An 11996-nucleotide genomic window follows, 5' to 3' on the forward strand; every position below is an offset into this window, starting at 1 on the left:
ATATCCTTGGTTTTGAAACTGCTTGCCCCTTGACTTCGGTTGGGGTGAAACCGAACTTGAGAACGGTAGTGATGAATTGCAACCAGTTTACTTTTTGTAACCTAAAACTGGACTGGAGTAGGCGATGCGTGCCCGTATCGAACAGGACGACCAAGGCAAGCGGCAAGCGGTGGATGCGTGCCGCGAACCATGCCCCATCGAGCGCGGCATGCGGATCATCGGTGGCAAGTGGACCGGGTCGATCCTATGGCACCTCAAAGACGAGCCAGTGCGATTCAATGACTTGGCGCGGATGATCGGCGGCGCCAGCAAAAAGATGATCGCCGAACGCCTGCGCCAATTGGAGCAACAGGGCCTGGTACTCCGCCAAGTGCTCGAAACCTCACCGGTTTCGGTGCAGTACTCCGTAACCGACCGTGGACGCACCGCGCTGGGTTTTCTGGACGAGCTGCGGAAGTGGAGCGAGACCTTGCCGGACACGCGCGCCTGATCCGTCAGCGGTCCTTCTGCAGCGGCCCCGTGGTTTCCCGTGCGATGAACCGAGCCGAAACTTCGGACACGATTACCGGCATGTCAGGGTCTTTTATCCTGTCCAGCAGAGTGCGCGCGAGCTTGCGGCCCAACCGCTTTGGCGAAACCGCCATGGTACTGAGCGCGGGAATTGCGACCGAGGCATCCTCGGTATCGTCAAATCCAACAATCGAAACATCCCGCCCCGGCTGCAACCCAGCCCGCATCAGACCGAAACACGCCCCCAAAGCGACCATGTCGCCATTGCAGACCACCGCCGTGACCTCCGGATGGGCGTCGTGCAATTTCAGCATCTCCTGCATACCGGCACGCTTGGTGTCAGGTGAGGGCCAGATGATCGGCGGCCCCAAAGACAAGTCCTGCAGCGTACGCTGGTACCCGGCTATGCGCTGCTTTCGAACGGGGTTCATGCCGATGCCGCCGAAGAATGCGATGTGCCTGTGTCCCAGATCCGCCAGGTGATTGGTCGCGGTCGCGGTCGCTTCGGAATTTCTGATGCCCACATGATCAAAATCAGGGCTGACATGGCGCAGAAAGGTAACCGTGGGCAAACCATGCGTGCGCAGCAGTTGAAGGGTTTCCGCCGTGGTCTCCAGCGCGGGGACCCACAGCAGGCCGCCGCGCCCGTTGCGGATGAAATCCCGCAATTGCTTGCCCTGCCGGTCCGCGTCGTCGCGCGTGTCCAAGATCGAAACCAGATACCCCTCGGCCTCCAGCAACTCGACCGCGCCGCTAACGACTTCGGCATTGAACGGGTTTGCGAACTGGTTCAGAACGAACCCGATTTCCCGGTTCTCGCCTGATCGCATCGACGCCGCCCGCGAGTCCGTGACATAGTGCAAGGCCTCGGCCGCCTGCAGCACTTTCTTACGGGTCTGCTCGGAAATCCGCCCGGTGCCGCGCATCACCTGGCTGACCGTCGGGATCGAGACTCCGGCGGCTTTGGCGACACTGGCGAGGGTGGGTTTGGCGGGCATTTCTCGGACTTCTGATATATCGTTGCATCATCAAAATGCCTAACTCACTAGGGCATTGCAACGAGCAATTCCCACAATTTACTAAAGTTCGGGCCAACCGATTGGAAAATATTCGTTGACGTAAGATATATCGTTATACCATGCTAATGACATCGCCTGGGGTGAGTCGTCGCACGACAAGCACAGCAAACCGACCCCACCGGGCAGAACGGGCAAAAGGCCCAATCGAAACTCTGGGAGGAGTCCATGTCAATTCAATCCAAGCTGGTCGGTGCCGCATCCGGCCTTGTTCTGGCCCTGGTCACAAACGTGGCGCAGGCCGAGGTTCTGTTCTGGTCGACACAGGCCAAGCCGGTCGAAGAGGCGCAGGCCATGCGCGAACAGGTCCTTTCGGGCTTCGAGGGTGGCGTGGACTACCAGCCCAATGACGGCGGTCCCTGGCTGACGCGTCTGCAAGCCGAATTGCAGGCCGGCTCGGGCACGATCGGCGTTCTGGGCGCGCTGCATGGTGATTTCTCGGCCATGAACCCCGATGACCTGGTCGACCTGGATGATCTGGGCATCGCCTCGGCCTCGGACACGTTCAACGAACTGGCGACGCTGGGAGCAGGCAGCCTGCAATACATCCCCTGGATGCAGGCCAGCTATATCATGGCGGCCAACAAAGAGGCGTTGCAGTACCTGCCCGAAGGCGCAGAAATCAATGCATTGACCTATGACCAGCTGATCGAATGGGCCGCCAACGCCCATGAGGCAGCGGGCGAGCCGAAATTCGGCTTTCCGGCCGGGCCCAAGGGCCTGAAGCACCGCTTCTTCCAGGGCTATCTGTATCCGTCCTATACGAACGGCGTGGTGCGGACCTTTGCCAGCGACGATGCCGTGACCGCGTGGGAAAAATTCCGCGAGCTGTGGACGCATACCAACCCGGCCTCGACCAACTTCTCGTTCATGCAGGAACAGCTGTTGTCGGGCGACGCCTGGATCGTTTTCGACCACACCTCGCGTCTGGCGCAGGCCTTCAACGAGCGGCCTGATGACTTCGTGGCCTTCCCGGCCCCGGCGGGCCCGACCGGGCGCGGCTTCATGCCGGTTCTGGCTGGAGTTGCGATCCCCAAAACCGCACCGGACATGGAAGCGTCCAAAGCTCTGGTTGCCTACATGATGAAGCCGGAAACCCAGATCGCCACGCTGCGCGCGACGAACTTCTTCCCGGTCGTCGCGGTTGACCTGCCCGACGACCTGCCGCCAGCCGTAAAAGCCGCAGGCGACGCGGTCACCAAGATGAGTGGCTCGGCCGATGCCAACCCCGGGCTGCTGCCCGCGGGACTGGGCGACAAGGGCGGTGACTTCAACCGCGTCTATACAGATGCGTTCGAGCGGATCGTACTGGGCGGTCAGGACATCCGTACCGTGCTGGACGATCAGAAAGGCGCATTGGAGGCGATCATGCAGGAAACCGGCGCGCCCTGCTGGGCTCCGGATGCGCCTTCGGACGGTCCGTGCCCCGTCGAATAAGGGTCTGACCTGATCCCGACACCGGGCTTGACGCAGGCCCGGTGTCCCCCGACCTCTCTGCCCGAAACCACCGGAACTTCCGCAAGGAAAGGAGCGATCTGATGAACGCTCGTGTGTTGCCCTATGTGCTGATCCTGCCCGTGACGGCGTTTCTGTGCCTGTTCTTTCTGTATCCTTTCGTCCTGGTCGCCAAGCAGGCTTTCAACACCGGCGACGGATTCACGCTGGACAATTTCCGGCAGGTGGTCGGGTACTGGAAATTCCCGATCTCGCTGCAGAATACGCTGCTGCTGGCGGCGGCGGTGGTTCCGGTGCAACTGGCGCTGGCGCTGCTGATGGCCACGATGGTCAACAGGATGCAGCGAGGGCGCCACCTGGTGCTGTATGTCTGGACCATCCCGCTGGGGATCTCGGATCTGGCCGCAGGCATCATCTGGCTGGCGATCTTCGAACAGTCGGGCTTCCTGAACTCCATGCTTTCTGGGCTGGGCGTGGTGGACCGGCCGGTGAATTTCCTCAGCTATCAGCACCCCGGCGTGGTGTTCCTGGCCATCGCCCTGGCCGAGATCTGGCGCGCCACGGCGATCATGCTGGTAATCCTGGTGGCCGGGATCGGCCTGATCCCCAAGGAATATTATGAGGCGGCCGAGGTCTTCGGCGCCTCGCCCTGGAAACGCTTCACCCGCATCACGCTGCCGCTGCTGCGCCCGTCGCTGCAGACGGCACTGGTGCTGCGCGTGATCCTGGCCTTCGAGGTCTTCGCCGTGGTGCTGGCCCTGGGCGGCACCCTGTTCCCCGTCCTCATGAGCGAAACCTACGCCTATCAGTTCGACCTGCTTGACAGCGGCGCGGCGGCGGCGATGGCGCTGATCATCCTCGCCATCTCGATCGGGTTCACCCTGATCATACTGCGCGCCCTGCGTGTCCCGAAAGGAGCCACGATATGACGACCGTCACGACCGATGTCGCCGCGCCCGATACGCGCCGGGCCGGACGCTATGTCTACATCGCCGCGGTGGTGCTGCTGTGCGCCTGGGTGCTGGTGCCGCTGTATTTCCTGCTGATCAACACGCTGTCTTCGCCGGAAACGGTGAACAGCTTTCCCAAGCCCTTCATCCCCGAATTCGACCTGGGGAGCCTGGGGTTCTTTGCAGGCTTCGCGGGCATCCTGACCGCGCTCAAAAACTCGATCCTGGTGGCCGGGCTGACGATGATCATGTCGATCCTGATCGGCGCGCCGGCAGGCTATGCCCTGTCGCGGTTCGACTTTCGCGGGAAGGAGGCGTTCCGCCTGCTGATCCTGCTGACCCGCGCCTTTCCGCTGCCGCTGCTGGCATTGCCCTTGGCGGTGATGTTCATCCAGACCGGGCTGGATGACACGGTATTCGGCCTGTCGCTGGTGCACACCACGTTGGCCATCCCGTTTGCGGTGCTGATCACGTTCTCGCTGTTTTCCGGCATCCCGCTGGAACTGGAAGAGGCCGCCTGGACGCTGGGCTGCACCCGGCTGACCGCCTTCACCAAGGTGGTGCTGCCGTTGATCCTGCCGGGGATCACGGCCTCGGCCATCTTCGCCTTCGTGATCTCGTGGAACGAGGTGTTCGCCGCCGCCGTCCTGACGATCGAGAACCGGACCCTGACGGCCTTTTTGCTGCAGAACCTCGACACCTCGCCGCTGCATCTGAAATTCGCGGGCGGTTTCATCCTTGTCGTTCCGGCACTGATCTTCATCTTCGCCGTGCGCAAATACCTGTTCGCCATGTGGGGCATCGCCAACCGCTGACAGCCCCAAGGAGTTGGAATAATGGCAGAAATTCAAATCAAGAATGTCGCGAAACGCTTTGGCAGCTATCAGGCGCTGCACGACATCAACCTGACCATCCAGGACCAGGAATTCATGGTTCTGCTGGGAGCCTCGGGCTGCGGCAAGACCACGCTGCTGCGGATCATCGCCGGGCTGGAAACCGCGACCGAGGGCGAGGTCTGGATCGGGGGGCGCCGGGTGGATCACCTGCCGCCCAAGGATAGGGGCATCGCCATGGTGTTCCAGAACTATGCGGTGTTCCCGCACCTGACCGTGTTCGAAAACATCGGGTTCGGCCTGCGGATGCAGAAACTGCCCAATGACGAGGTCAAGCGCCGGGTCGAGCGCACGGCGGGTCTGATGCATATCGACCAGCTGCTGGGGCGCTATTCGGGCGAGCTGTCCGGCGGTCAGCGCCAGCGCGTCGCCGTGGCCCGCGCCCTGGCGATGGAGCCCGACGTGATCCTGATGGACGAGCCCCTGTCGAACCTGGACGCGCTGCTGCGGATGGAGATGCGGGCCGAGCTCAAAGGCGTTCTGGTCGAAAGCAACACCACCGCCATCTATGTCACCCACGACCAGGTCGAAGCCATGAGCATGGCCGACCGGATCAGCGTGATGCATCAGGGCAAGATCGTTCAGGCGGCCTCGCCGATCGAGGTCTACCGCAACCCGGCGGCCGAGTTCGTGGCCGGATTCATCGGCAATCCGCCGATGAACTTCCTGCCCGCCACTCCGACCAGAGACGGCAAATGGACAGTCGCGGGCCAGATCCTCGACGGGCCGTCCCGGACCACGCCGCTGCATTTCGCCATCCGCCCCGAGGATCTGCGCCCGGCCGACACGGGCCTGGCCGCCACGGTCAAGGTGGTCGAACCGTTGGGCGCGCACCTTCTGGTCACCTGCAGCGTGGATGGCGCCTTGTTCCGCGCGGTTCTGGACAGCGATCTGACCGTCCGCCGCGGCGACACCCTGACCCTGGCCCCGCAGCCCGACCGGGTGCGCTGGTTCGACCCCGAAACAACCCTGGCCGTGGCCTGAGGAGCGCGCAATGAAACAGGATCTGATCGAACAGGCCCGCGCCGTTCTGGCCCGAAACGACCGGGGCGACTACACGGTGCCCACCCACGGCCTCTATCCGTTCCAGTGGAACTGGGACAGCGCGCTCAGCGCCCTTGGGTTCTCGCATTTCGACGAGGCCCGCGCCTGGCGCGAGATCGAGACCTTGTTCCGGCATCAGTGGGATGATGGCATGGTGCCGCATATCATCTTCCACGAGATGAATGACGGCTATTTCCCAGGGCCGGATGTCTGGGCCACGGGCCGCGCGGTTCCCACCTCGGGCATCACGCAGCCGGCGGTGGCCGGGTTCGCCGTGCGGCGGATCCATGCGCGGGCCAAAAACCGGGCGCTGGCCGATGCGCAGGCCCGCGCCCTGCTGCCCAAGATCCACGCCTGGCACCAATGGTTCTATACCAACCGCGACCCGCAGGGCACCGGTCTGGTCGCCATCATCCACCCGTGGGAATCGGGGCGCGACAACTCGGTCGATTGGGACGCAGCGCTGGCCCGGGTCCCGACCGAGGGCGTGGCCCCGTTCCAGCGTCGCGACGTGGCCCATGCCAACCCGGCGCACAGGCCGACCGATGAAGAATACCGCCGCTATATCTGGCTGGTGCAACATTTCCGCGACCTTGGCTGGGACAATTCCAAGCTACATGACGCCTCGCCGTTCCGGGTCGTGGACCCGGGATTCAACGCGATCCTGATCCGCTCGTGCCTTGACCTTGCTGCGCTGGCCGACGACTTGGGCGAGGCCGAGATCGCCAGCGCTTCGCGCGCCTTTGCCCAGGCGGGCATCGCGGCGATGGACGCCCTGTGGAGCGAGACCCGCAGGCAATATCTGTGCTTTGATCGGGCCACCGGGGCGCTGATCGACAGCCCCTCGATCGGCGGCTTGTTGGCGGCGTTCTGTCCCATCCCCGAGCACCGCGCGCAGGCCATCGCCCAGCGGTTGGACGCCATCGGAGCCGCAGTCCCGTATCTGGTGCCCAGCCACGACCCGGCGGCCCCTGAATTCGACGGACTAAGGTACTGGCGCGGGCCGGTCTGGCTGATCGTGAACTACATGATCGCCGATGGTCTGAAACGCGCGGGCCAGACCCGGATCGTGCAGCGGATCGTCGACGACAGCCTGCGCCTGATCGAGCAAAGCGGCTTTGCCGAGTATTACGACCCAGTCACTGCCGAACCCTGCGGCGGCAGCAGCTTTACCTGGACGGCCGCGATGGTGATCGAGATCCTGAACGCGGAAACCACCCCGGCATGAACGGCGCCGCACCGGTCCCCGCCCAATGGATACCGGACTGACCGATGGCGGGACCGTCCATTGTTTCCGCCCCCGGGCAAGCGGACTGGGTCGAGCAAGCCCTTCTTGCGGAATTGCGGGCCACTGCGCCCCAAGGGGTCAATGACAGCATCACGCTGATTGCGCAGGACGGCGAGGGCCGGGTTGGCGGCCTGCATGGCGCCACCTCCTATGGGTGGCTGCTGATCAAGACCTTATGGATCGACCCGGCCCATCGACGCCGCGGTTTGGGTCGGCAGTTGCTGGACCACGCCTTTGACGAGGCGCGCCGACGCGGGTGTCATTCTGCGTGGCTGGACACATCCAACCCGGCCGCCACACGGTTCTATCAGGCTTCGGGCTTCGAGCCCTTTGGTCGCCTGGCCAACACGCACACGCAAAACCCGCCCGGACATTGCCGCTGGTTCTTGTGGCGCCCCTTGCCGTAGCCGTGGCCACGCCGCCCTCACAACCGTTTGGCCGGGTCGAACACCTGCTGCCACCGCTGTGCATAGCGGGATCTATCAGCCTTGGGCGCCAGGACGGGAACCACCGGAGGCGTACCCGCCAGAACCGCCTCGATCGACTTGCGCCACGCCTTGGGATCGGACCCGCACGGGATCACGCCGCTTGCCCCGATCCGGTCACGCAGACCGTCGACCATGCTGACGATGACCGGACGCCGCGCCGCGCGCGCCTCATCCGCCACCAGCCCGTAGGCCTCCCATCGCGAGGGCATCGCCACCACGTCCACGACCCGATAGGCTTCGGCCGGGTCGTCGGCGTGGCCCCGAAACTCGATCCGTCGGTCGCCTGCGGCCAAGGCTGCAAGGCGGTCGCGCTGGCTGCCTTCGCCAAAGATCACAAGCCGTGCATCGGGGTTGGGGCACATGCGAAATCCTTCGATCAGCAGATCGAAGCCTTTCTGCGGCTCGAGCCGTCCGATCGCACCGATGACCCGGGCCGCCTCGACCGGCCCGGCTGCGGGGGCAACTGCGCTCAGATCAACCTGGGGCGATATCACGCTCAGCTTGGATGCGGGGGTCAACCGCCGGTCAGCCATCCAGCCGGCCTGCGCCTTGCTGACGGCGATGACCTGATCGAACAACGAATAGGTCACGCGCAGCATCGCAAAGAACCGCCGCTTGTGCGGCACGTTCAAGGCGGTGAAAGACCGGGTATAGCTGTGTTCGACATGAACCAACCGCGTGGTGGGATGCATCGCCCGCAAGGCCGAGAAGGCCGGCAGGCAGCGCCAGCCGGGGGCGATGTGGCATACGATGACATCGGCGTCGAAACTGCCCCAGCTGAAGGCGGTCCGCTTGACCGGGCGAACCTCTTGGTGGACTTCGTCGGCCAGTTCGGGCAGCTGCGCAAGATGGTCGAGCATACGCATGACCCCACCGGCCGTGGTGTCATCAACAAGGTGAAGAACGGTGATCTTGGACATTTGGAAACCTCGGTTCAGATGGAAGTCTGGCGGCGCATGAGGCGACCGGCTTGAACAACAGGCGCTGGCCCGACCGCGCGCAGGGCTGCGGCTGCGATGATGGTGGTCAACGTTTTGGCGGGTTCTTCGATCAGGGGCCGGGCGCTGGTTGAAACCGACCGCTGCGCAAGCTCCCAAGCCTTGTGCGGATCCAGATTGCTGACTGCGCGGCGCGCAAGATAGCGCAGCTGATAGGCGCGCGCCGCCGCTTCGTGCCGGGCAAAGAATTCGGGGTTCAGCGGACGCAGCTTGTCGACCATCCGCTCCCACGCCTGCAACTGCCGGTCCAAGGCCGCCGACAGGCCGGTCGCGTGGATCCGGTAGCGGGTCAGCAACCCAGGTACGCCTGCGATTTGCCAATCCGTCGTCAGCATCAGCCGCAGCCAGCATTCGATGTCCTCGGACTGGCGGAAGGTTTCGTCAAAGACCCAGTCGCGCTTGGACTCGAACGCCGGACGGTAGGCCAGATCCAGCAAGGCCGATTTGCGCATCACCGCTGCCGATCCATTGCCGATCGGGTTGCGTTTCAGGACATGTGCCGCCGTCACATCCCGCAGGCGCGGCGACTGGCGGACGCGCATCAGCCGACCACCCTCGTCAATCATGGCACTGCCGGAATAGCTGATCGCAAGGTCGGGTTCGGCCTGCAGGTGGCGCACATGGGTGGCCAGCTTTTCGGGCAGCCACAAGTCGTCGGCGTCGCAGAAGCCAACGAACTCTCCCCGCGCGGCCGCAATGCCGGTATTGCGCGCCCCGGCCAAGCCACGGTTTTCCTGCCGGATCACCCGCACTTTTGGGTCGGTCGCATGGGCGCGGGCAATGGCCCGGGTTTCGTCTTGCGAACCGTCATCCACGATGATGATCTCGAAATCGTCATGGGTCTGCGACAGAAGCGAGGCCAGAGTCTCGGCGAGGGTCGCGGCGGTGTTGTAGGCGGGAACGATAATGGATGCCTGGGGCATTTTGGGTCTCCTGGTTGGGATCAGCGGGCAAACAGCGCCTGACGGATCGGGCGGGGCAGGGCGGGGGCCAGTGCCGCGCCAAGTGCAGTGGGCACACCGCGCCGAATGGGGTTGAGAAAGCTGCGCGCATTCAGCGCCAGACCGGCGCGGGCATAGGCGCGGGCCATCGACGGTTCTGCCCCCAGACGCAGCGCGCGGCGGGCCAGATACCGCATGTAAATCGCCTCAGATGCAGGCGATGGTGAAACGCCATAGCGGGCCGCTGTTGCAACCGCCCTTGCGCGCCCGGCCCGCATCGCCTCGAGGTCCGAAGACAGACCGCTGCCGCTGGTCCGGTACCAGACCTGCAGGCGATCGACGCCGATGATCACGTGGCCTTCGCCTGCCAAGCGGATCAGCAGCTCGAGATCCTCGTTGTGGACCGCAGCCGGGTTCAGTCCGCCGACAGCAGCGAACACCTGGCGGCGCACTGCAAGGTTCGACATCGTGCACACCGCATTTTCCGCCAGCAGGTCTGGAATGGTCAGGGGATCGGTGGGAACCGTTGAGCGCGTCGGACAATCGCCGGGGGTTTCGGAAAAGAACCCGATCTGGCCAAAGGCCGCATCAATGCTGGTATCTGCAAACAACCGGTCCAGTTGGGCCAGCTTGTCGGTGACCCACAGGTCATCCGCGTCGCAGAACGCGAGGATGTCGCCGGTGGCCACTGCCGCACCATGGTTGCGCGCAGAGCTGGGGCCGCGATTGGGGTTGGCCTCAACCCGCACCCGGGCGTCGCGCGCGCAAAATTGCCGGACAACTTCGGTCGTCTGGCGCGAGGGCTTGTCGCCCACGCAGATGAGTTCGAAATCCGCAAAGCTCTGCCCCAGCAGGCTATTCAGGGTGGCGGCAATGGTTGCCGCGTCATTGTGGAAGGGAACGATGATGGAAAACCGGGTCATTGGGCGCGCGCCTCCTGAATGATAGCAGAACCCCGCGGCAGCAGCGCCCAGGAAGCGGCCAGCATGATGGCGCTGCAGGTGCAGACGTACCCGACGGCGACGGGCATCAGGCCGAGCGGCGCCATCAGGGTAGTGTTGGCGATCAGGCCCACGGCCAGAACCGTGCTGACCCGTAATTCGGTGACGGGGCGGTTTTCCGACCGCAGCCACCCAGCGACCGCCGACCAGATCACCGTCGGCAGGGCCGCAAGGCACAGAACCGATACCACCGGGGCGATTTCGGCCCAGCCCTGTCCCAGCAGCAGCGGCACATAGACCGGGGCCAGTGCCGCCTGCAGCAAAACCAGCGGCGTCAGGATCAGCAGCGACAGGCCCAGCCCGTGGCGCAGCGCCCCATGCTTGTCCTCGGCCGCGCACAGATGCGGGAACAGAACGACCGAGAAGGCTTGCGTGAACGAAGTGGCCAGCCCAAGCCCCGCATTGAAAGCCATGAAATAGATGCCAAGCGCCTCTGCGCCCATCATCGCGCCCACCACCAGCTTGTCTGCCTGCAGGCGCAGAACCTTGACCAGTTCGACGCCCAGAACGGCCCAGCCGTAGACCACGAAAGGTTTCAAGGCTGCAAACCCGGCCTGACGATCAGGCGACCACCGACGCAGGCGGCGCATCAGCACCAGCCAGACAGGTGCAGTCAGCAGGCGCGGAAGGACCAGCGCCAGGGGCGAAGCCCAGACCACCGCCAGCAGCGCCGTCAGGGCGTTGGCCCCCACGACTTGCCCGCCGGCGATCGCGGCGGTCTGCTGCAGCTTGCCCTCGCGCATTGCCAGTGCGGCCTGAACCAGGCCCGCTGGCATGAACAGGTATTCCCCGGCCAGCACCGCCAGCAGCATCGCCAGCATGGTGTGGCCCATGATGAACAGCGCCGCCGCGACCGCCAGTTGCAGCAAGCACAGCCCCGAGCACCAGACCCAGAAGATGCGGTGCGCCGTGTTGCACCGCCGCGCCAACTCCTCGGACGGAGCCTGAATGATACGCTGGTTCACCCCATTCTCGGTCAGCGCCTTGAGGATGTCGCCCGCCGCCAGAGCTGCTGCGGCCAGACCGATCGCTTCGGGGCTGAGGGTACGGGCAACGGCCACCACGACGACCAGGCGCGACGCCTTGGCCGCCACTTCGGAGGCGGTGTAGGCCAAAAGATGCTGTAGGAAGCCTGATCGTGCAAAGCTGTGCGTCATGACGCCGTTATCCCGAAAAACAGTTGTTGGTTCTGTTGTACGGGTGGCCAGGGTCTGTGTCCCGGACGCGGTCGGACGGGGCAGGGGACCGTTCGGAGAGGGACCTATCCGAATGGGACAAACCGCCATCCCGATGCCGGACTGACGCAGGGCGCGCGGCGCGGTTTATCTTCTGTGACAGATCAGGAGATGAAA

The 11996-nt window shown here is 64.2% G+C and carries 12 protein-coding genes; 7 read left to right on the top strand and 5 right to left on the bottom strand.

Annotated features, from left to right (window positions below; translation table 11 throughout):
* Window positions 1–124: 124 nt before the first annotated feature.
* Window positions 125–490, top strand: coding sequence for a winged helix-turn-helix transcriptional regulator (locus ACR0BA_RS09475; protein WP_480727636.1), 366 nt, complete (start codon window positions 125–127; stop codon window positions 488–490).
* Window positions 491–494: 4 nt separating this feature from the next.
* On the opposite strand, the gene ACR0BA_RS09480 is transcribed toward ACR0BA_RS09475, so the two are convergent.
* A complete protein-coding gene (locus ACR0BA_RS09480) occupies window positions 495–1508 on the bottom strand; it encodes a LacI family DNA-binding transcriptional regulator (protein ID WP_480727638.1) in 1014 nt (337 codons plus the stop codon).
* A 246-nt stretch (window positions 1509–1754) separates the two neighbouring features.
* Between ACR0BA_RS09480 and ACR0BA_RS09485 the strand changes: the two genes are divergently transcribed.
* From ACR0BA_RS09485 to ACR0BA_RS09510, 6 genes are all read left to right on the top strand, one after another.
* Window positions 1755–3023, top strand: a complete 1269-nt coding sequence (locus ACR0BA_RS09485; RefSeq protein WP_480727639.1) for an ABC transporter substrate-binding protein — start codon at window positions 1755–1757, stop codon at window positions 3021–3023.
* A 101-nt stretch (window positions 3024–3124) separates the two neighbouring features.
* A complete protein-coding gene (locus tag ACR0BA_RS09490) occupies window positions 3125–3970 on the top strand; it encodes a carbohydrate ABC transporter permease (protein WP_480727641.1) in 846 nt (281 codons plus the stop codon).
* Complete coding sequence (locus tag ACR0BA_RS09495) at window positions 3967–4806, top strand: carbohydrate ABC transporter permease (protein WP_170341552.1); 840 nt, start codon at window positions 3967–3969, stop codon at window positions 4804–4806. The genes ACR0BA_RS09490 and ACR0BA_RS09495 overlap by 4 nt, the downstream gene beginning before the upstream one ends.
* Window positions 4807–4827: 21 nt before the next feature.
* Window positions 4828–5868 (top strand): ABC transporter ATP-binding protein, encoded by a 1041-nt coding sequence (locus tag ACR0BA_RS09500; protein ID WP_480727643.1) that lies wholly within the window; start codon window positions 4828–4830, stop codon window positions 5866–5868.
* A 10-nt stretch (window positions 5869–5878) separates the two neighbouring features.
* On the top strand, window positions 5879–7156 hold the full coding sequence (locus tag ACR0BA_RS09505) for an amylo-alpha-1,6-glucosidase (RefSeq protein WP_480727644.1): 1278 nt from the start codon (window positions 5879–5881) through the stop codon (window positions 7154–7156).
* A 44-nt stretch (window positions 7157–7200) separates the two neighbouring features.
* Window positions 7201–7623, top strand: a complete 423-nt coding sequence (locus tag ACR0BA_RS09510) for a GNAT family N-acetyltransferase (RefSeq protein WP_170529897.1) — start codon at window positions 7201–7203, stop codon at window positions 7621–7623.
* A gap of 17 nt (window positions 7624–7640) precedes the next feature.
* On the opposite strand, the gene ACR0BA_RS09515 is transcribed toward ACR0BA_RS09510, so the two are convergent.
* Genes ACR0BA_RS09515 through ACR0BA_RS09530 form a run of 4 tightly spaced genes read right to left on the bottom strand, consistent with a single transcriptional unit; the run spans window position 7641 to window position 11801 of the window.
* On the bottom strand, window positions 7641–8624 hold the full coding sequence (locus ACR0BA_RS09515) for a glycosyltransferase family 4 protein (RefSeq protein WP_480727646.1): 984 nt from the start codon (window positions 8622–8624) through the stop codon (window positions 7641–7643).
* Window positions 8625–8638: 14 nt separating this feature from the next.
* A complete protein-coding gene (locus tag ACR0BA_RS09520; RefSeq protein WP_480727647.1) occupies window positions 8639–9625 on the bottom strand; it encodes a glycosyltransferase family 2 protein in 987 nt (328 codons plus the stop codon).
* Window positions 9626–9645: 20 nt separating this feature from the next.
* The gene (locus tag ACR0BA_RS09525) at window positions 9646–10566 is read right to left on the bottom strand and encodes a glycosyltransferase family 2 protein (RefSeq protein ID WP_480727649.1); all 921 of its coding nucleotides are present in this window, start codon (window positions 10564–10566) and stop codon (window positions 9646–9648) included.
* Window positions 10563–11801, bottom strand: coding sequence for an oligosaccharide flippase family protein (locus tag ACR0BA_RS09530; RefSeq protein ID WP_480727650.1), 1239 nt, complete (start codon window positions 11799–11801; stop codon window positions 10563–10565). Before ACR0BA_RS09530 ends, ACR0BA_RS09525 begins: the two co-directional genes overlap by 4 nt.
* Window positions 11802–11996: the final 195 nt, after the last annotated feature.

This window comes from Ruegeria sp. CI5 (genome assembly GCF_056536885.1).